This window comes from Rhizobium sp. CECT 9324 (assembly GCF_918741265.1).
GTDB lineage: Bacteria > Pseudomonadota > Alphaproteobacteria > Rhizobiales > Rhizobiaceae > Allorhizobium.
The window spans coordinates 3,761,844-3,782,305 of the sequence record NZ_CAKKMZ010000001.1 but is presented as its reverse complement, the minus strand read 5'-3'; the positions used below and the strand labels follow the sequence as shown (position 1 = coordinate 3,782,305).

Here is a 20,462-nt window from a genome sequence, read left to right as displayed (position 1 = left end):
AAACGCATCTAGCTGGTCGCAACCTCACGGGCCGCTTGGCGGATGGTATCGGTCAGCACGGTCAGGGGCATGGAAGGGATGGCGTCGGTTCGCACGGTCAGGCCGACCGGGCCCTTGGTCTCACTGGTGTCGATCGGCAGGCTCGCCAACGTGCCATCGTCGAGGTCGCTGGCAACCACGCCTGCCGAAATAATCCATATTGCATCGGTATTGCGGACAAAGGCCCGGCCGAAGGAATCCGAAACGGTTTCGATCTGGGTTGGCAGGGCCGAGATGCCATTGGCAATCAGGTATCGCTCGACGAATGGCCGGATGATTGAAGCGCGGGTCGGCATCAGGACGGGGTATCGGTCGAGTGCGGTAAACACTGCCGAGCCTTCGCCGAGCAAAGGATGTCCGGCGCGAACGCAAAAAATTACCTGCTCGGAATACAGATGCTCGAAGGAAAAGCCGGTCATCTGTTCCGGTGCCGCCAAGCGACCGACCACGAGGTCGAGATCGCCGATGCGCAATTGTTCGAGCAAAACCGCATTCTCGCCGGTGACGATCTTGATGCGGGCTGGAATGTCCTCCTGCAAAAACAGGGTCATGGCGCGTGGCATGATGCGGGTCGAAACCGTCGGCAGGGCGCCGACGCGGATCGGCGGAGCATCCGCGTGGACGGCATGGGAGACGGAATCGAAGCCCTGGCGCAACGCGGTCAGCGCGGCGCCGGCATGTTTCAGGAAGGCCTCTCCATAGCGGGTGATGCGGATGCCGCGGCCGTCGCGTTCGAACACCGCAACGCCCAGGACCTCTTCCAGCTCCCGGATTGTCTTGGTCACGGCCGGCTGGCTGATATTGAGCAACTGAGCCGCCTTCATCACGCTTTTCTGGCGGGCCACTTCGACGAAGGTTTGCAGATGGCGAAACTTGATGCGGTTGTCGATCATGAAGATTCATAACTCATGAGTTAATGATTGATTGGAAAACATCATTTTACCTAACCAAACGCCGCAAGCAATATGGCAGCGTTGGAGGAGACATTCGTGCAATTCGTTCGTGTTAACGGCATCACGCTGCATCACCAGATCATTGGTGGTCCGGCGAACCGCCCCGTCATCGTGTTCATCAATTCGCTCGGTACCGATTACCGCATCTGGCGCGACGTGCTGGTGCGTCTGGCGGGTGATTGCCCCCTGGTCGCCTATGACAAGCGCGGGCATGGCCTGTCGGATGTTGGCAGCGCTCCTTACAATATCGATGATCATGTCGATGATCTGATCGGCCTTCTGGAGCATCTGCAAGTCAGCCAGGCAGTGCTTTGCGGCCTGTCGGTCGGTGGGCTGATTGCGCAAGGGCTTTATGCGCGGCGTCCCGACCTTGTGCGGGCATTGGTGCTGTGCGACACGGCCGCCAAGATCGGCGCCTCGGAGATGTGGGATGCGCGGATCGCGGCTGTTGAAACGCACGGCATCGAAAGCATTGCCGATCTGGTGATGGAGCGGTGGTTCACACCGCATTTCCGCCGGACCGACAATCTGGACTATCCCGGTTATCGCAACATGATGATCCGTCAGCCGGCCGAAGGTTACATCGGAACCTGCGCTGCTATCCGCGACGCCGACTTCACCGTTGAGGCCGGTCGCATCGCCGTGCCGACGCTCTGCGTGGTCGGCGATCAGGACGGCGCGACGCCACCGGATGTTGTGCTGGGCATGGCCAAGCTCATTCCCGATGCCCGTTACGAGGTTATCCCTGGAGCCGGACATATTCCCTGCGTCGAGCAGCCGGAAATGCTGAGCGCGATGATAACCGCTTTTCTCACGCCGCTCGTTTCAGGAGAAAAACAGCATGGCTGATGCGTCTGGTTCGTCCGAACGATACCGGCAGGGGATGGCGACCCGCCGTTCCGTGCTGGGCGATGCCCATGTCGATCGCGCCTCCGGCCTGGCGACGGGTTTCGACCAGCCCTTCCAGGAGATGATCACGGAAGGGGCCTGGGGAACGGTCTGGTCGCGACCCGGTTGGAGCAAGCGGGAACGCTCTATGGTAACGATTGCGCTTCTGGCCGCACTTGGCCACGATGAGGAAGTGGCGATGCATGTGCGGGCGACCGTCAATACCGGCGCAAGCCGCGACGACATCTGCGAGGCGCTGCTGCATGTGGCGGTCTATGCCGGGGTTCCGGCGGCCAATCGCGCGTTCAAGCTGGCCAAGCAGGTGTTCGAGGAGATGGATGCCGGGCAAGCGATGGGAGAAAAAGATGAGTGACCTGTCGAACAAGAAGCCGGAAACGGGCGCCTTCTTCGGGCGCGACCGGAGCCAGCATCCGCCAGCCTTTACGCCGAGCTACAAGACCTCCGTGCTGCGCTCTCCGCAAAAGGCATTGCTGTCGCTGGACGGGACGGTATCTGAAATCACCGGACCGGTGTTCGGCCATTCGATCCTCGGCGAACTCGACAATGACCTGATCCACAATTTTGCCAAGTCCGGCGAAAGCGCCATCGGTGAGCGTATCATCGTGCATGGCCGGGTGCTGGACGAACGGGCGCGGCCGGTGCCGGGCGCATTGGTCGAGTTCTGGCAGGCCAATGCCGGTGGGCGGTACCGGCACAAGAAGGAAAGCTATCTTGCGGCGCTCGATCCGAATTTCGGCGGCTGCGGCCGCGCGATCACCGACGAGAACGGTTATTATATCTTCCGGACGGTCAAGCCCGGTGCCTATCCATGGCCAAATGGTGTGAACGATTGGCGGCCGGCGCATATCCATTTCTCGATCTTCGGCCATGGATTTGCCCAGCGCCTGATCACCCAGATGTATTTCGAAGGCGATCCGATGATCTGGAAATGTCCGATCGTTCAGACCATCCCGGATCGTTCGGCGATCGAACAGCTGGTGGCCGCGCTCGACTGGTCCGCGACCATTCCGATGGATGCGCGCGCCTACAAGTTTGATATCGTCTTGCGTGGCCGGCGTTCGACATTGTTCGAAAACCGGCTGGAGGGAAATTGATGGTTCAGCCCCTGGGTTATCTGAAGGAAAGCGCGTCACAGACCGCCGGTCCCTATGTGCATATCGGGCTGACGCCGAATTTTGCCGAGATCACCGGCGTCTATCCGGTCGATCTCGGGACCACGATGGTCAATGACAAGACGCTGGGCGAACGCATCACAGTGACGGGCCGGGTGATCGACGGATCGGGGACGCCGCTCAAGGACGCTTTGATCGAGATCTGGCAGGCGGATGCCGCCGGGCTCTACAACAGCCCGTCCGAAATGCGCGGCAGTGCGGATCCGAGTTTCACCGGATGGGGGCGCTGCCCCTGCGATCTCGCGACCGGCGAATACCGCTTCGAGACGATCAAGCCGGGCCGCGTTCCGTTCAAGGATGGCCGCCTGATGGCGCCGCATATCTCGTTCTGGATCGTCGCGCGGGGCATCAATCTCGGGCTGAATACGCGGATGTATTTTGGCGACGAGGCGGCGGCCAACGCCGAGGATCCTGTTCTGGCGCGTGTCGAGCACCGGGTCCGCGTGCCCACCCTGATTGCCATCCGCGATGGTTCCACATATCGCTTCGACATCCATCTCCAGGGCGACAGGGAAACGGTGTTCTTCGACATCTGATCCTCATCCAGCAGGGCTTCATGAGCATTTCCGTTTTCGATCATCCGATCCTGTCCGGCCTTCTTGGTGACGCGGAGATTGCCGCGCAGTTTTCCCTTGCGGCGGAGCTGTCGGCACTGCTCGCGTTCGAAGTTGCCTTGGCAAAGGCCGAGGCTGGGGCGGGACTGATCCCGCATGCGGCTGCCGAGGCGATCAGTGTCCTGCCGGAGCATTTCATGCCGGATGTCGATGCCATTCGCGAGGCTACCACGCGCGACGGCGTCGTCATTCCAGAGCTTGTGCGGCAGTGGCGCGCAGCGCTGGGCAATCAGGGCAGTCATATTCATTTCGGCGCGACCAGCCAGGATGCGATCGATACCGGCCTGATGTTGCGCCTGACGCAGGTGGTTCGCCTGCTCGATGCGCGGCTTGAGGCCGTTATCGTTGCGACCGATGCGCTTGAAGCGCGTTTCGGCACGGTACCCTTGATGGGCCAGACCCGCATGCAGGCGGCAATCAGTATCTCGGTTGGTGACCGTCTGGCATCGTGGCGGGCGCCGCTGGTGCGGTATCGGCAAATGCTGAGGCCGTGGCTTGAGGGAGGCCTGCCGGTCCAGTTCGGCGGCGCTGCGGGAACGCTGGAAAAGCTGGTTGACATGGCGGACGCGGTGCGGGCACGGCTTGCTGTCGATCTGGGGCTGGCCGACCGGCGGCAATGGCACAGTCAGAGGGACGTGATTGCCGAGTTCGGCGGACTGCTGTCGCTGGTCAGCGGCAGCCTCGGCAAGATGGGGCAGGATCTGGCACTGATGGCCAGTGCGGGGACGGCTCTGATTGGCGGCGGCGGCGGATCCTCTGCCATGCCGCACAAGCGCAATCCGGTCAAAGCCGAGGTTCTCGTGACACTTGCCAGGTTCAACGCCGTTCAACTGTCAGGTCTGCATCAGTCCATGGTGCATGAGCAGGAGCGCTCCGGCAGTGCCTGGACGCTGGAATGGATGATCCTGCCGCAGATGGCGGTTGCCACGGGTGCTGCACTTCGAACCGCAACAGAGGTGCTTGGCTCCCTCGAGCAAATGGGCGAGGTCTGATCAATCCGGGGTGGGCGAAGTTTTGGCTCATGCGGCTGATCATCCGGATCTGGCGGGTGAAGTTGCGACACTTGTCGCAGGTGAGGCTGTGGCCATGTCAGCCTCATTATCCGCTACTTTAGTCATGGACCATTAAGGTGGCGTTAGCTATCCGTCACCTACTCTTGTCCGATTAGGCAGGAATGTTTCTTGTTCGCTTTGTGCGCATTTGGCGCTGCGATTGAGATGTTCGGAGGAGAGGTTAGTCCGTGTTTATTGATCGTATTTTGTCGCGATTTAACATCCAGACCAAGGTGTTGATCTTCATCCTCCCCTTTGTCGTCAGTATTTCAGCCGTCGGGTTCACCGGTCTTTATGCTTCGGGTCTCCTCCAGGGCCGTATCGAAATCTCCAACAGTGTACTGCAGTCGCTGAGCGGTTTCCGCGATGTGTCGGCTGCGATGAGCAGTTTCCTTGCCGAAACGACCGCTGCAGGACGCGAGGACGTCACCAGTCGGCTGAAACAGCAGCAGCAGGTTCTGCAGGACACACTTGCGCAGCTTCCGGCCAATGCCGATGGCCGCACCGAGCTTGAGCAGGCCGGAAACCTGGTCGATCAGGTGGTCAAGCACATCGATGAACTGTGGCGTCTGCATGAGACCGAATCCGGTCTGGTCCAGTCGCTTCAGCAGGGTGTGGGTGTCGTCGTGGCCTCGCAGGCGCTGGCAACCGATGCCATGGCCAAGGTGGAAAGTGCCGTTCAGGCGGACGATACCGCAGCGAAGTCGATGCTCCGCGATGCGGACCGCATTCGCAGCACGGGTACATTCCTGACCGAAATGAATTCGGCCTATACCAAGGCCAAGTTGCCGGACGAAAAGTTTGCCGTCATCGCATCGCGTCTCGACGAAATGAAGCAGCGCCACAGCGTGCTGGTGACGGCCTTGCCGGAAGCCAACAAATCGGCCGCCAAGACCATCGACAAGATCATGGGCGAGTTGACGGTCATTCTGGCTGCGAACGACAAGTCAGAAGCCGTCATCACCGATGTCACCGGCAAGCTTCGCAACTTCACCCAGTTGAATGCCTATCTCGGCCTTGCGGCTCAGCAGAAGATGAAAGAGGCGACGATCAAGTTCGGCGAACTCGATGCGCCTTTGGCGAAGGCTCAGGCAGTCTTGAGCGATGGCCGGAAGCTGGTGAGCTCCAGCTACCAGACGCAGATCATGATGGCGCGCTTCCTGCTGGAACCGACGGAAGAAAATCGCGGGCTGCTCGAACAGCGGGTGGCCGGAATGCGCGATGATGTGGCAGTCCTGGAAAAGTCCGCCACTGACCTGCCGTTCATGACGCAGCTCAGAGCTGAGCTTTCTCCTGCCATCGAGGTCATGGACACCGCCAGTCTGGATCTCGTGAAGATCAGCCAGGATCGTAAGGCGAGCTACGGTCAGGCCGCAGCCGATCTCAATACGATCTGGACACGTCTGACGTCGTTCGCCGAATTGCAGAAGGTCAGTGCCGGTGAAGAACGCCGTGACGCCAATTCGATTTCGATCGGCGCGACCGGCCTCGGCATCCTGATCTCCATCTTTGCCGGCATCGGACTGGTGCTGACCTTCAAGGGGCCAATCGGCCAGATCACGGCTGCCATGCGGCGTCTTGCCGATGGTGTGCTCGACACCAAGATCAACGGGGAAGCCCGCGTCGATGAAATCGGCGAAATGGCCCGTGCGCTTGGCGTATTCAAGCAAAATGCCCTTTCGAAGATCGAAATCGAGAGCCGCAGTGATGCGGAGCGGGCTGAAGCCGAAGAAGAGCGTCGTCGCAACGACCGCGAGAAGCAGGATGTCGACCGGCAGATCGACTTTGCCGTCAACGCGCTCGCCGCCGGTCTCGGCCGGATGGCGCAGGGCGATATTTCAAAGACGATCGATACGCCTTTCCACGGCCGCCTCGAGCAACTTCGCACCGACTTCAACCAGTCTCTGGAGCGCCTGCAGGATACCGTCACCCGCATCCGCTCCAACACATATATGATCCAGCGCAACGCTGCGGAAATGAGCAGTGCGGCCGATCAGCTGGCCAAGCGTACGGAACAGCAGGCCGCCTCGCTCGAGCAGACGGCGGCCGCCGTCGATGAGATCACCGTCACGGTCAAGTCTTCGGCCGAACAGGCCGAGGAGGCCAACAGCATCGTTGCCGATACCAAGGGACGCGCCGATACATCGTCCGTGGTCGTGGCCAGCGCAATCGATGCCATGGGTCGGATCGAGGACGCATCGGGACAGATCGTTCAGATCATCGACGTCATCGACGAAATCGCCTTCCAGACCAATCTTCTGGCGCTGAATGCCGGCATCGAGGCAGCCCGCGCCGGCGAGGCCGGCAAGGGCTTTGCCGTCGTCGCACAGGAAGTTCGCGAACTTGCCCAGCGCTCGGCTGGAGCCGCCCAGCAGATCAAGGACCTGATCCACAAGTCGAGCACCGAAGTCTCCTCGGGTGCCAAGCTGGTCCAGCAGACCGGTGCCGTGCTGGCCGAGATCTCGGCCAATATCATCACCGTCTCCGAACGTGTCTCGATCATTGCCATGGCGAGCCGTGACCAGTCGAATGCGCTGGGCGAGGTCAATTCCTCGGTCAACGAGATGGACCAGATGACCCAGCGCAATGCCGCGATGGTGGAAGAGACCAATGCCGCCACGCGCCAGCTCGCAGACGAAGCGGATGCGCTGATGCAACTGGTCGATCAGTTCAAGCTTGCGCCGGAAGGCCAGAGACGCGCTGCGACGCCGCATTCCAGGGCAGCCTGAAGACGGGTGATCGCCTGATTGAAGATCAAGCCGCCAGCAACCACTGGCGGCTTTTTTGTTCAACTGACATCGGATCGGCAGGCCGGCGCGCGGTCTGCCCTTGGAAATTTGCGCGGGGCTCGATATCCTTGAACCCGGAGGAGGACCGAGTTTGACGATATTGAAGGCCGCAGGGAAGACCGGAAGGCCATGGCAGCGCGTGGCGACCGCACGGCGCACGATTGGCGTTCTCGTCATCTTGCTGGTCATTGCCGCGGTCGGCGTCATGACTACCGGCCAAAGGCTTCTTACCCGCAATGTGATGGACGAGGCATCGCTACAGGCCGAAAGTGCGCTGCGACTTGCCGTTGCTGCACTGAGTGGCCATCTCAAGCGATACGAGCCTTTGCCGGCGCTGATCGCCGACGATCCCGACATGAAGGAACTGGTCCGGCGCCCGGATGACGCGGTCTTGCGCGGTCAAGCCAATACCTATCTGAAGGCGATCAACGCATTGCTCAAATCCTCCGATATCTACATCATGACGATGGATGGCGTAACCATTGCCGCCAGCAACCATGATGGGCCTGCGAGTTTCGTCGGTGAGAATTTCAGCTATCGTCCCTATTTCCAGGAGGCTGCCGCGGGGCAGCAATCACGCTTCTATGCGCTTGGAACGACATCGGCCAAACGAGGCTATTACTTCGCATCCCCCATCCATGTCGACGGTATCGTGCGTGGCGTCATTGTCTTCAAGGTCGATATCGACAGTATCGAGGCATCCTGGCGTGGCGGCGAGTATAAAATCCTGGTGTCAGATCCGGAAGGCATCATCTTCATGACCGGCAGCCCAGGCTGGCTCTATTCGTCGGTGCTGCCGCTGACAACCGAGCGGCTGGAGCGCACGACGGCCTCGCGGCGCTATTCCGACGCCGTGCTCAAGGAACTGCCGATCACACGCAGCCAGTTCGATGCGCACCAGTTGGTGACGGTTCCGACGAATGGCGTTTTCCGCGAATATCTGGAGCGGTCCGACTACATGATCGATGCCGGCTGGAATGTCAGCGTTCTGCTCGATACGGGTTCGATCCATAGTCAGGCGCGCACGATGCAGATCGCCATCCTTCTGTCGCTGTGCCTGATGTTCCTGTTGCTCGCGGTCGTCATCCAGCGCCGTGCGCGGCTGGAGGAGAGGATGCTGATGCAGGTGGAGGCCCAGGCCGAGCTGGAGCGGCGGGTCGACGAGCGCACCGCGGATCTTGCCCGTGTCAATTCACAGCTTCGCCAGACCCAGGCCGACCTGATCCAGGCCGGCAAGCTGGCGGGCCTCGGCCAGATGTCGGCAGCGCTTTCGCACGAATTCAACCAACCGCTTGCGGCCGCCAAGACCTATGCCGACAGTGCGGCCATGTTGATCGATCGCGAACGGGTCGGCGAGGCGCGCGAGAACCTCACCCGCATTTCCGGACTGATCGATCGCATGGCCTCGATCAGCCGACATTTGCGCAACTTCGCCCGCAAGCCGAACGAGAAGCTTGCGGCGGTGGCGCTTGAGGACGTGGTGCATGATACGCTGGAAATTATCTCCGCACGTCTGTCCACGGCCGATGCCGAGCTCATCATCAACATCGCCCCTGGTCTGCCGCCGGTTCATGGCGGTTCGGTGCGTCTGCAGCAGGTGCTGGTCAACCTGCTCTCCAATGCCTGCGATGCCGTGGAAGGGCTCGAGAACCGAACAATTCACCTTGACGGACGACGCGATGGCGACCGAATTGTGATCGAGATCGGCGATCGTGGTCCGGGCGTACCGCCGGCAATCACCGAGCGCATCTTCGATCCTTTCTTCACCACCAAGGGTGTCGGCCGGGGGCTCGGTCTGGGCTTGTCGATCTCCTACAATATCATCAAGGATTTCGGCGGCAGCCTGACTGTCGGCCCGCGTGACGGCGGCGGCGCCCTGTTCAGGATCGAGCTCGTTGTCGCGGAACCTGTCAGCGAGGCCGCGGAATGAGCGAAGGACTGGTGCTTCTGGTCGATGACGAGGAGGAACTGCGGTTCTCCACCGCGCAGGCGCTTGAATTGCACGGATTGAAGGTGAAAGCCTTTGCTTCGGGGGAGGATATTCTCGAGCGGGTCGGTTACGGCTTCGACGGTGTCGTGGTGACGGATATCCGCATGCCCGGGATCGACGGCATGACGCTGCTGCACCGGATCCGGGAGCTCGACCATGAGATACCGGTGATCCTTGTCACCGGCCACGGCGACGTGCAACTGGCGGTCAAGGCCATGCGTGAGGGCGCCTATGATTTCATCGAGAAGCCGTTCGCCAGCCAGGGCCTTGCCGGTGTTGTGCGCCATGCGCTGGACCGGCGGTCGCTGGTGCTGGAAAACCGGCGTCTGAGAGCCGTTGCTGGCAAGCGCGACGACATCGAGAGCCGGCTGCCGGGGCGCACACCGGTCATGGTCGATCTGCGTTATCGGCTGCGCGCGATCGGGGCAACGGAGGCCGATACGCTGATCATCGGCGAAACGGGGGCGGGCAAGGAGGTGGTGGCGCGCAGCCTGCATGACATCAGTGCGCGCGCCAAGGGGCCTTTTCTGGCGATCAATTGTGCCTCTCTTCCGGAAACGCTGATCGAGAGCGAGTTGTTCGGGCATGAGGCCGGGGCGTTTCCGGGCGCACTCAGGGCGCGCTACGGCAAGTTCGAGCATGGTCGTGGCGGTACGATCCTGCTGGATGAAATCGGCTCCATGCCGAACGACCTGCAGGCGAAATTCCTGCGTGTGCTGCAGGAGCGGACGATCACGCGGCTTGGGTCGAACGAGACAGTGCCGCTCGATGTACGGTTCATTGCCACGAGCAAGGTCGACCTTGCCGAGGAGGTCGCCGCCGGTCGTTTTCGCGCGGATCTCTTCTACCGCCTGAATGTCGTTACCATTCGCGTGCCGTCGCTGGCGCAGCGGCGTGCGGATGTTCCTCTGTTGTTTCTCCAGTTGGTGCGGGAGGCTTGCGCCCGCTACGGTCGTGACGACATGCCGGTTGCACCTGAGATCATTTCTGAAATTGCCGAGCGGGACTGGCCGGGCAATGTCCGCGAGCTGCGCAACGCGGCTGACCGCCTTGTGCTTGGCCTTGAAACGGGACTGGATTCCGCAACGGCTGACGCAAGGGAAGGGTTGAAGCTGAGCGACAAGGTCGGTGCCTATGAGAAACAGGTGATCGCAGGCACGATTGCGGCACATGGAGGCAGTTTGCGTCCTGTCTACGAGCAGCTCGGGATTTCACGCAAGACCCTCTACGAGAAGATGCAGAAATACGGACTCGACAAGAAACTCGCGCTTGTCGAGCGCGATTCCGAAGCTTTCGGCGCAGAGACCTGAGTGGTTTTCGCTCTCTTGCGACAGGACTTGCTACGGCATGGGTGGATTTCCACCCGTCGCTTTTACCGCATGGGCAAAAATCCACCCATGATGCGGCGCACCAAGCGCCTTTAGTCTGTTCTCCCGATCCTCGGAGCATTGCGCGGCGGTTAAATGCGGCAAAAAACTCATTCATCCAAGACCGGCCTGGGAGGAGCCATGCCGGCGGGAGACGTCATATCGGGAGGATTCCATGACATTTTTGAAGTCGTTGTTCAGCGCAACTGCGCTTGCCGCCACCCTCTTTTCCGCACAGGTATCCGCCCAGGGCTATCCGGAGCGTTCGATCACCATGGTCGTGCCGTTTGCCGCTGGCGGACCGACGGACACGGTTGCCCGTCTTGTCGCGGAAGCCATGTCGCAGGATCTTGGCCAGCAGGTGCTGGTGGAGAATGTCGGCGGCGCCGGCGGGACGCTGGGTGCAGGCCGCGTCGCGTCATCCCAGCCGGATGGCTATACGATGCTGCTGCATCACATCGGCATGGCAACCTCAGCCAGCCTCTACCGCAAGCTCGCCTATGATCCGCTCAATGCTTTCGACTATGTCGGCCTTGTCACCGATGTTCCGATGACGATCGTCGCGCGCAAGGATTTTGAGCCGGCCGACCTCAAGAGCCTTGTGGACTATGTCAAGGCGAATAAGGATACGGTGACCGTTGCCAATGCCGGCATCGGCGCGGCCTCGCATCTTTGCGGCATGCTCTTGATGAGCCAGATCGAAACGCCGCTGGTCACCGTTCCCTACAAGGGAACTGGCCCTGCAATGACCGATCTGCTTGGCGGACAGGTCGATATCATGTGCGACCAGACCACCAACACGACAAAGCAGATCCAGGGTGGCACGATCAAGGCTTATGCCGTCACCTCGCCAGCGCGTCTCGACGTCCTGCCGGATGTGCCGACAACGGCCGAAGGCGGTCTCAGCGATTTCCAGGTTGGTATCTGGCACGGCGTCTATGTGCCGAAGGGCACGCCGAGCGAAGCGATCGACAAGCTCAATGCATCGCTGAAGAAGGCGCTGAAGGATGAGAACGTGGCCGCCCGCTTTGCGGAACTCGGCACCGCACCCTCGCCGGATGCCGATGTGACGCCGGCTGCGCTCAAGGCAAAGCTGGAAAGCGAAATCGCCCGCTGGAAGCCTGTCATCGAAGCGGCCGGCCAGTACGCCGACTGACACCTGCCATTCGAAGCGTGCGCGGATCCGGTCATCTGGCCGGGTCCGCCCATCGTTTCGCCGGGGTTTTCCAAGCCTCGTCGCGGAACCATTCAGTTCGGGGGACCCAATGAAATCTGTTCGTCTCGATCCAGCCAATGCGCTTTGCGGTCTGCTCTTTATCGGGCTCGGCCTGTTCTTCACCTATCAATCCTTCCAGCTTGAACTGGGCACGGCGTTCCGCATGGGGCCGGGCTATTTCCCGCTGGTGCTTGCCATCATCCTCTCTTTGCTCGGCATCGTCATCCTGGTGCAGGCGACGCGTGTTTCCCCTGAACTGATCGGGGCCGTTGCCTGGCGGGGCATGCTGTTCATCCTGCCGGCTCCGGTGGTCTTCGGACTTCTGGTGCGTGGTGCAGGCTTCGTACCGGCGCTGTTCGTCGCGGCCTTCATCGCGAGTTTCGCATCGGAACGGCTGCGGGTTCCGGCGGCACTGTTGCTGGCCACCGGCATCACCTTCTTCTCCGTGCTCGTGTTCAGCTATGGCCTCGGCCTGCCGTTCGAGCGTTTCGGCCCCTGGCTCCGCTTCTGAGGTCCCGACATGGAATTCATCGACAATCTTGCGCTTGGCTTTTCGACGGCCGGCTCGATCGAAAATCTCTTCTTCTGCCTGGTGGGTGTCATTCTCGGCACGTTGATCGGCGTGTTGCCCGGCATCGGCGCGACGGCGACCATTGCCATGCTGCTGCCCATCACCTTCCAGCTTGAACCGGTCTCATCGCTGATCATGCTGGCGGGCATCTATTATGGCGCACAGTATGGCGGTTCGACCACGGCGATCCTGATCAACATGCCGGGGGAATCATCATCCGCGGTGACGGCGATCGACGGCTATCAGATGGCCCGCAAGGGTCGGGCGGGTGCTGCACTGGCCATTGCGGCCATCGGTTCGTTTTTCGCTGGCACCGTCTCGACGTTCCTGGTTGCGATCTTTGCGCCACCGCTGACGGCTATCGCTCTTCAGTTCGGTTCTGCCGAGTATTTCTCGCTGATGATCGTCGGTCTGGTGTCGTCCATTGCCCTGGCGCATGGTTCGATCATCAAGGCGCTTGCCATGGTGTCGCTTGGCCTGTTGCTCGGTCTGGTCGGCACCGACATCTATTCGGGCACGCCGCGTTTTACGATGGGGATCACGGAATATGCCGATGGCTTGAATTTTGTCGCGGTTGCCGTTGGCGTCTTTGGCGTCGCGGAAATCCTGCGCAATCTGGAAAGTGACCGGAACCGCACCGTGCTGATCTCCAAGGTCAGCGGGTTGATGCCGACACGGGATGACTTCCGTCGGATGTTCTGGCCGGTTATCCGTGGCACCGGCATCGGTTCGGCGCTCGGCATTCTACCGGGTGGCGGCGCCATCCTGGCGTCCTTTGCCTCCTATACCGTGGAAAAGCGGATGTCGAAGACGCCGGAGGAATTCGGTCATGGCGCCATCGAAGGCGTTGCCGGTCCGGAATCGGCCAACAATGCCGGAGCACAGACCTCCTTCATTCCGTTGCTGACGTTGGGCATTCCTGCCAATCCGGTGATGGCGCTGATGGTTGGCGCGATGATCATCCAGGGTATCGTTCCCGGACCCAATGTCGCTGTCGAGCAGCCGGCGCTGTTCTGGGGCATCATTGCGTCGATGTGGATCGGCAACCTGATGCTGCTGGTGCTGAACCTGCCGCTGATCGGGCTCTGGGTGAAGCTGCTGACGATCCCATACTACGTGCTGTTTCCGATCATCATGGCTTTCTGCTCGATCGGGGTCTACAGCGTCAACGCCAATATCTACGACCTCTATGCCGTCGCCTTCTTCGGCTTCATCGGTTACATGCTGGTCAAGCTGCGCTGCGAGCCGGCGCCGCTGTTGCTCGGTTTCGTTCTCGGGCCGCTGCTTGAGGAAAACCTGCGCCGTGCGATGATCCTGTCGCGTGGCGATCCGTCGACTTTCGTCACCCGGCCGATCAGCGCCACGCTGCTTCTGATCGCGCTTGCCGTGCTGATCATCGTCTTCCTGCCGAGCGTCAAGAAGAAGCGCGAGGAGGTTTTCCAGGAAGAGGATTGATCCTCTCCCTGGTCATTTGAGCAAGGCCCGGCCCCTGTGTCGGGCCTTTTTTATGGGTCCAGTTCCGTGAACAGGGCCGTCCAGTTGCGGATGAAACGTTCGCGAGTGGCGCGATCCTGCGCTGCCAGCAAGGCCGGGCCGATGCGGATCGGCCGGCCGATGCCGGATTCGATCAATGAGGCAGGGCCTTCGACGCCTTCGGGCAGGGGGTCGTCTTCGGAGAGGAAGAACGCCTCTTCGCGCGCAACCCTCTTGCCTCTTGATGAGAGAAGATAGTCGATGAATCGGCGGGCGAGATCGGTTTGCTGCGACTTGACGGGGATCAAGGCTGCGCGCGGCAGGATCAAGGCATAGTCGCGCGGTATGACAACACGCAGGTTTGGGTTCTTGAGGAAGGCCGCATAGGCGTAGGAGCCGAGAATGTTGTAGGCAATGCGCAAGCGCCCGCTGGCGATCTGGTCCAGCACTTCGTTGTTGCAGCAGCCGGTTACGACTTCCGCGCGGCTGAAGCTTTCCAGAAGTCGGCCATAGATCGTCGGCGCCTGAAGCGCGTCGTGAAAGGCGAGCAGGTATCCCACGCCGGAGAGCTGGATATTGTAGGTTCCGATCCGGTCGCGATATTCCTCCGGCTTGCGGCGCAGAAGATCGGCAATGTCCGCATGGCTGCGCGGCACATCCGCTTGCGGGACACGCGAGGCATCGTAGACGATGACGGCGGGCTCGAAGACGAAGCCGAAGACCTCATTGCGCCAATTCGCCCAACTTGCGAGCGCGTCGGTTTCTGCCGAACTGTGAGGAATGGCGCAGCCGTCATTGGCGAGCTTGACGAGTTGGTCTGCCGAGGACGAGATCAGCAGATCACCGTAATTCTGCCCGGTGCTGCAAGCCCGCTCCGCCTCGCGGAAAAGATCGTTGGAAACGTAGTCGTTGAATTCGACGGTGACATCGGTCGCGATCTTCTGGAAGTCCAGGATCAGCGGTTTGATCGCGTCCGCATCGGTCACACCATTGATGATCAGCCGTGATTTTTCAGGGCCGGGTGACTGGAAAACCGTCTTTTCGCCTTCAATCGCAAAAGCCGCGGTTGGGACCAGCAGGATGATGTTGGCAAGTAACAGGATTTTCCGGAGCATCAGCTTATCGTCTCCGAAGCGAGAGGTAGTTCCAGCACAATGGTAAAGCCTTTCTCAGGCGTCTTTTCACGGAAGGAAAGGCCGCCTTTCAAGGCAATCGCGACTTCCGAGGCGATGGCAAATCCGAGGCCGGAGCTACCGCTGCCCGACTTCGATGAAACGAAGCGTTTGGTGACCTGACCCCAGTCGGCCGGGGGGATGCCGGGACCGTCATCTTCAACCTCGACCAAGGCGAAATTGCCCCGCCTCAGGACACGGACGTCCAGCTTGAAACGGGTACCGTGGCGCAGGGAGTTGTCGATGATGTTGACGATGGCTTCGCGCAGGCTGAGGCCATCGCCGAGGATGATCAAGGTTTCGTCCGGCGCTTCGAAGGACACAACGGTGTCGGGGTCGATGGTGATGGGAACGGCGGCACGGAACGCCTTGCGCGCGATCTCGGTGACGTCGAGCGGTCCAAGCTGGGCGCTGTCAAAACGGTGGATCACCATGGCATGATTGAGGAGCTGGCCGGTAAAATGCGCGAGTTCTCCGGCGCGGTCTTTCACGCGTTCGAGGTGTCGTCGGTCATTGCCTGAGAGCGCATCCTCATCGATCAGACTGACCTGAGCCGAGAGTGCGGTGAGTGGCGTTCTGATCTGGTGGGCGCTGTCGGCAATGAAGCGTTGCAGCAGGCGGACGCGTTCATCGAGGCGCCGCATGAAGTGGTTGATGGAATCGACGAAGGGAGAGAGCTCCCCGGGCACGGCGACGGATAGCGGTGTCAGGTCCTGCGGATCGCGGCGCAGCAGCATGTCGCCGAGCTGATTGACGGGGCGCAACGAATAGCGGATGGCGAGCGCTGTGCCGGCAAGCGCCAGCGCACTCATGATAAGCACAAGAACGAGCGCGCGCGTCGTCAGTTCGGAGACAAGCTCTTTTCGCGCTTCCGTCGTTTGTCCGACAAGCACATAGGCCCAGCCCCCGGCTGCCGCTTCGCTGATGGCGCGCCCGACAATACCGATCCGCAACGGTATATCGCGATAGTCCTGGGACAAGAAGACAGGTCCGGTCCGGGCAGGGGTCAGATCAACCGCCAAGGCCAGATCTTCATAACCTGTCAGCGTCAAGCCATCGGGCGTGACGACGCGGTAGAAGATGCGGTCGCGGGGTGCGAGACCAAGAAGTTCGAAGGCGGCGGGCGGCAGGTTGATGCCGATCCTGCCATCCTCAACGGAGAGGCCATCAAGGATCTGGATCGCCGCCCCTTGCAGCAAGCGATCATAGGCTTCATCGGCTGCAGCCTTGGCATAGAGCCATGCCGCGGTAATCAGAACGGCGGCGCCGGCGGACAGGACCAAGGCGACACGGACAACCAGCCGGTAAAAGAGCGAGCGTCTAGTCCTGGTCATCAGACACCAGCTGATAACCCAGGCCACGTACGGTCACGATCCTCGCCCTTGCACCTTCCAGCTTCTTGCGCAGTCGGCCGACATAAAGCTCGATGGCGTTTGGCCCTGCCGGTTCGTCGAAACCGAAGATCTGGTCGAGCAACTGGTCCTTGCTGAAGACGCGGCCGGGCCGAGACGCGAGGATCTCCAGCAATGTCATCTCGCGGCGCTTGAGCTGCACCTCGCGCTTGCCGACGTGGACCGAACGATTGGTGCGATCGAGCATCACGTCGCCGCAGGCAATCACATTGGTAGCCTCGCCGCCGGAACGCCTGCGCAACAAGACGCGGGCTCTGGCCTCGAGTTCGCGAAAGTCGAAAGGTTTGACCAGATAGTCGTCCGCCCCCAGATCAAGTGCGCTGACGCGGTCATCAATTTCAGAGCGGGCCGTGAGGACCATCACGGGTACCGCATTGCGGTTCTGGCGCAGCCGCTTGAGGATCTCGAAGCCGTCGAGGCCCGGCAGCATGACGTCGAGAATGACCAGATCGTAATCGGTAAAATCGAGTATCTCCGACGCGGCACGACCATCGGTCTCCCAGTCGACTGTATGGCCGATCGTCTCGAACCGGCGACTGATCGCTTCTCCCACGTCGTGTGTGTCTTCCACCAGCAATATTCGCATGGCGCAAAACCTGTCACGGATCGCCGAGCCGATCAAGGTCGGGCAGGTTGCGTCAGAGCCTAGAAGGAAACCACGTCTGCTGTCGGATAGGGTATCTCGCTGCCGGCTTTCGTGGGCGGCGCAGACATAGCCTCAATCAGCGAATTCATGATGGCTGCCCGCAGCGCATAAGTGTTTGCCGTCGTTTTCTTGTGATCCAGCCGCTGGGCCGATACCACGAGATTGGCACCGTGATGCATGATGATCTGTTGAGCCCGGACCATAGCCCAGGTCTCCAAGTCTGCTTGCCGTTCCATGTCCGCCACCTCAGCTAAATCATTTAGCCTGCGAGACTTTCTCGAATCAGTCTCTATTGGGCAGAGTATTCGATTATGCGCATTTGATAAATCGCCGACCAAAAAAGGTCAGGCAAGAACCGAGCCAGTTCCGCTTGTTCTAGTCGTCAACGGGCCAAAGGGCCAATGGGTCAGCGGGTCGCCGCGTCGCCTCGGCCGCCGCCGAGCACCGTCTGGAACAGCAGCTTGATGTCGCCGGTCAAAGTCTGGCTTTCGACGTAGCTTCGGTCTGCGGCGGCAAGGCGCGTTGGCTCCGACATGTCGATGCCGGCAACCTGGGCGGGGCCTGTTATGCCGGGGCGAACCGAAAATACGCTCTGGGCGCGGCGTGCGGCAATCACATCCGCCTGATTTGGAAGACAGGGTCTTGGGCCGACAAGGCTCATTTCACCTTTCAGCACATTGAAAAGCTGCGGCAGTTCGTCGAGCTTATAGGCGCGCAGCCATCGGCCGGTCGGGGTGATCCAGCTTGTCGACGCGGCATGCGAGGCAACGTCAGGTGTGCCGGTCGCCATGGTCCGAAACTTCAGGCAGGTGAACGGTTCTTCGTTGCGCCCAACGCGCGTCTGGGCAAAGAGCGCCGGGCCTGGAGATGTTCGACGGATCACGATGGCGAGGATCGCCATGATCGGGCTTGCGATGATCAATCCAAGCAGTGCGGCGATAATGTCGAAGAGACGCTTCAGCATGGGTTCACGCGGTGATTGTTGGCGCGGATGATCTGGCATCGGCGCGGAGCATGATGGAAATGGCAAAGACGGCAGCACCGGCCAGCAGGAAGAAACTTTCGCCGATGGCAAGGCGATTGTTCGAATTTGAAGCCATGGTGATGAAGAAAAACAGGCTCATGCTGAACAGATAAAGCATGAGACTGGAAGGGATAATGCCGCGCTTCCATGCTTGCCTGATACGGTAAAATGCAGTGCCGACAAAGACCAGTAGCATCGCCATTCCGAACAGACCATGGCGTACCAGGATTTCGAGATAACCATTGTGGATCAAGGTGTAGTTTACGTCCGCGTATTTTGCTTCTCGCCACTTTGCCAGCCAGAGATTGCCTGACCCGATGATGGGCGATTCCAAGAAAATATCCAGGGCATTGGTCCAGAGCATCAATCGCTCGCGCATCGATTCCGGCGTGTCTGCCTTGCTCACGGTGTTTTCCATGGCCTTTTCAATCTCCTCCTCGCTCACAGCCTGTTCGGAGAGATGCAGGGCGGCTGCGATGGTGGGGCCGGCATAATGTTTTACGTTATCGAGGGCGACGAAGGCGCCAACCCCGCAGAGCAACAGGGCGATTGCGCCCGGGACAAGCATATGACGGCGACCATAATGTACGACAGCCGTGATGCTCATGAAGCAAAAGACAAGTGAAAAGGCGAGCCAGACGCCTTTTGATTTTGCGCCGAAGATGCCGACGAGACAGAGAACGGCGGTTGCAATCGCCGTGGCCGCGAGCACTTTTCCGCCGATGGTCTTCAGGATGGCGGTTTCTGCGGCAAAGGCGAGCCAGTAGACACTGCTGATGAACAGCAATCCGCAGCCGACGGCAGCGTGGATCGGATTGTGATGGTACAAGGGGCTGAACCGTTCGCCGTGCACGAGTGCCGAGACATCAAGTGTCAGCAGAAGGCCAATGAAACCGGCAACCATCAGGAATGTGACTGCGGCGAACAGACGATCACGCGTGGCATAGAGGCAAGCTCCAAGCCAGGGTATCAGCAGCGGGAAGACATAGAGCCATTCGGACGCGCCTTTTTCTCCGTGGACTGCCATGCCCCAGACAAAGCGGAGAAACGCATAAAGAGCCCAAAGGAGACACAACCAGGCGAGCCAGTCACCCCCGATGCGCTTGAAATCGTCGCGATGGGCTATCCAGCAGAAGACCAAGAGAGCAATAGCCGCGTAACGGTAAACGTCGCTTTCCAGCAGCATTGCGGATGCCAAAAACGCCCATGCTAGAGAGACGATAAGGGGCAGATACGGCGCCTGTTGCAGGCTCATCGGTCGGCGAATGCGTTTCAAGATAGACAATATCGTATCCTGCGGATGTAATCCAAGGCGCGGAGCAGATGGGTAATCGTGCGGCGAGGCCCGCGGAACTTGCCCTTTCGATAGTCGTCGCGTGTGGCGATTTCGGTCGTCTTGCTTGCCGGGCTCAGGTTCAGCACGTTGTCGCGGACGGTAAAAACAGCAAGGCCGCTATGCCAGCCGCGCTCGAGTGCCACATCCACCGGATAACACATGACTTCAAGCGTCTTGAGGATCTTGTCGGCGCCCGAGCGTGTAATCAGATAACATGCGGCTGATCCCTGGGGCCCGTGGACGCTGCGTCCGATTTCGTCGCCCAGGCGGCTTGTTGCCCGTGGGCGGAACCATTTTGTCCGATGATTGAGCAGCTTGACCAGTTCGGCGTCCGGGACCGCCTCGAGAATGGCCGCAGCCCTCTCGACAAGATCTGCCGCCAATTCTACATCGTCTTCCAGAATGAGTGCTGCATCATAGTCACTTGATCGGAACGTCGAGACTGCGAGCATGTGGCTGCGATAACAGCCATATTCGCCCGATAGGACAATCCGGCCGTTCTCGCGCAGGAAGCGTTTCATGTCGAGATCGGTGCGGGTTCCCGTTGCGAGTGCGGCGCCATCGACACCTTCGACCCGCTCCAGCGCGATGCCGAGTTCGCCAGCTTTCTGGCTCAGGCCATCCCAGCGTGCGCGCGATCTCGCGAGATTAATGACGTAGACGCCGATCTTCATGTTTTCCGCTCGGTTGGTGTCCGGCCTTTCGGCCCAGGCCAGCATTTCCATAA

Annotated in this window: 19 protein-coding genes; 11 read left to right on the top strand and 8 right to left on the bottom strand. The window is 60.4% G+C overall.

The window, feature by feature from the left end:
* Positions 1 to 8: 8 nt before the first annotated feature.
* Entirely contained in the window at positions 9 to 932 is a 924-nt protein-coding gene (pcaQ, locus tag LQ231_RS18380; RefSeq protein ID WP_113142359.1) for a pca operon transcription factor PcaQ, read from the bottom strand.
* 96 nt (positions 933 to 1,028) lie between these two features.
* Between pcaQ and pcaD the strand changes: the two genes are divergently transcribed.
* From pcaD to LQ231_RS18325, 11 genes are all read left to right on the top strand, one after another.
* On the top strand, positions 1,029 to 1,841 hold the full coding sequence (gene pcaD, locus LQ231_RS18375; RefSeq protein ID WP_230172770.1) for a 3-oxoadipate enol-lactonase: 813 nt from the start codon (positions 1,029 to 1,031) through the stop codon (positions 1,839 to 1,841).
* Complete coding sequence (gene pcaC / locus LQ231_RS18370; protein ID WP_230172769.1) at positions 1,834 to 2,253, top strand: 4-carboxymuconolactone decarboxylase; 420 nt, start codon at positions 1,834 to 1,836, stop codon at positions 2,251 to 2,253. The genes pcaD and pcaC overlap by 8 nt, the downstream gene beginning before the upstream one ends.
* Entirely contained in the window at positions 2,246 to 2,995 is a 750-nt protein-coding gene (gene pcaH / locus LQ231_RS18365; protein ID WP_230172768.1) for a protocatechuate 3,4-dioxygenase subunit beta, read from the top strand. The genes pcaC and pcaH overlap by 8 nt, the downstream gene beginning before the upstream one ends.
* Entirely contained in the window at positions 2,995 to 3,609 is a 615-nt protein-coding gene (gene pcaG / locus LQ231_RS18360; RefSeq protein ID WP_230172767.1) for a protocatechuate 3,4-dioxygenase subunit alpha, read from the top strand. The genes pcaH and pcaG overlap by 1 nt, the downstream gene beginning before the upstream one ends.
* Positions 3,610 to 3,629: 20 nt before the next feature.
* Positions 3,630 to 4,679, top strand: a complete 1,050-nt coding sequence (locus tag LQ231_RS18355) for a 3-carboxy-cis,cis-muconate cycloisomerase (RefSeq protein WP_230172766.1) — start codon at positions 3,630 to 3,632, stop codon at positions 4,677 to 4,679.
* A 248-nt stretch (positions 4,680 to 4,927) separates the two neighbouring features.
* Positions 4,928 to 7,468 carry a HAMP domain-containing methyl-accepting chemotaxis protein gene (locus tag LQ231_RS18350; RefSeq protein ID WP_230172764.1) on the top strand — a complete coding sequence of 847 codons (2,541 nt, stop codon included), beginning with the start codon at positions 4,928 to 4,930 and terminating at the stop codon, positions 7,466 to 7,468.
* 265 nt (positions 7,469 to 7,733) lie between these two features.
* The gene (locus LQ231_RS18345; protein WP_230173411.1) at positions 7,734 to 9,458 is read left to right on the top strand and encodes an ATP-binding protein; all 1,725 of its coding nucleotides are present in this window, start codon (positions 7,734 to 7,736) and stop codon (positions 9,456 to 9,458) included.
* The gene (locus LQ231_RS18340; protein ID WP_113142353.1) at positions 9,455 to 10,828 is read left to right on the top strand and encodes a sigma-54 dependent transcriptional regulator; all 1,374 of its coding nucleotides are present in this window, start codon (positions 9,455 to 9,457) and stop codon (positions 10,826 to 10,828) included. The genes LQ231_RS18345 and LQ231_RS18340 overlap by 4 nt, the downstream gene beginning before the upstream one ends.
* A 232-nt stretch (positions 10,829 to 11,060) precedes the next feature.
* Positions 11,061 to 12,041: a tripartite tricarboxylate transporter substrate-binding protein gene (locus tag LQ231_RS18335; protein WP_230172761.1), complete on the top strand. Its 981-nt coding sequence runs from the start codon at positions 11,061 to 11,063 to the stop codon at positions 12,039 to 12,041.
* Positions 12,042 to 12,150: 109 nt separating this feature from the next.
* Positions 12,151 to 12,612: a tripartite tricarboxylate transporter TctB family protein gene (locus LQ231_RS18330; protein ID WP_113142351.1), complete on the top strand. Its 462-nt coding sequence runs from the start codon at positions 12,151 to 12,153 to the stop codon at positions 12,610 to 12,612.
* A 9-nt stretch (positions 12,613 to 12,621) separates the two neighbouring features.
* Complete coding sequence (locus tag LQ231_RS18325; RefSeq protein ID WP_113142350.1) at positions 12,622 to 14,127, top strand: tripartite tricarboxylate transporter permease; 1,506 nt, start codon at positions 12,622 to 12,624, stop codon at positions 14,125 to 14,127.
* 50 nt (positions 14,128 to 14,177) lie between these two features.
* Here LQ231_RS18325 and LQ231_RS18320 read toward each other — a convergent pair whose 3' ends face one another.
* The 7 genes from LQ231_RS18320 to LQ231_RS18290 form a co-directional block, all read right to left on the bottom strand.
* The gene (locus LQ231_RS18320) at positions 14,178 to 15,260 is read right to left on the bottom strand and encodes an ABC transporter substrate-binding protein (RefSeq protein WP_230172759.1); all 1,083 of its coding nucleotides are present in this window, start codon (positions 15,258 to 15,260) and stop codon (positions 14,178 to 14,180) included.
* A complete protein-coding gene (locus LQ231_RS18315; RefSeq protein WP_230172754.1) occupies positions 15,260 to 16,651 on the bottom strand; it encodes a sensor histidine kinase in 1,392 nt (463 codons plus the stop codon). Before LQ231_RS18315 ends, LQ231_RS18320 begins: the two co-directional genes overlap by 1 nt.
* Positions 16,638 to 17,315 carry a response regulator transcription factor gene (locus LQ231_RS18310; RefSeq protein ID WP_113142347.1) on the bottom strand — a complete coding sequence of 226 codons (678 nt, stop codon included), beginning with the start codon at positions 17,313 to 17,315 and terminating at the stop codon, positions 16,638 to 16,640. The genes LQ231_RS18315 and LQ231_RS18310 overlap by 14 nt, the downstream gene beginning before the upstream one ends.
* Positions 17,316 to 17,374: 59 nt before the next feature.
* Positions 17,375 to 17,611, bottom strand: a complete 237-nt coding sequence (locus tag LQ231_RS18305; RefSeq protein ID WP_230172751.1) for a hypothetical protein — start codon at positions 17,609 to 17,611, stop codon at positions 17,375 to 17,377.
* 170 nt (positions 17,612 to 17,781) lie between these two features.
* Positions 17,782 to 18,339, bottom strand: coding sequence for a sugar transferase (locus LQ231_RS18300; protein WP_230172749.1), 558 nt, complete (start codon positions 18,337 to 18,339; stop codon positions 17,782 to 17,784).
* Between the two features lie 4 nt (positions 18,340 to 18,343).
* Positions 18,344 to 19,684 carry an O-antigen ligase family protein gene (locus LQ231_RS18295; protein WP_230172748.1) on the bottom strand — a complete coding sequence of 447 codons (1,341 nt, stop codon included), beginning with the start codon at positions 19,682 to 19,684 and terminating at the stop codon, positions 18,344 to 18,346.
* Entirely contained in the window at positions 19,672 to 20,460 is a 789-nt protein-coding gene (locus LQ231_RS18290) for a glycosyltransferase family 25 protein (RefSeq protein ID WP_230172747.1), read from the bottom strand. Before LQ231_RS18290 ends, LQ231_RS18295 begins: the two co-directional genes overlap by 13 nt.
* Positions 20,461 to 20,462 lie beyond the last annotated feature (2 nt).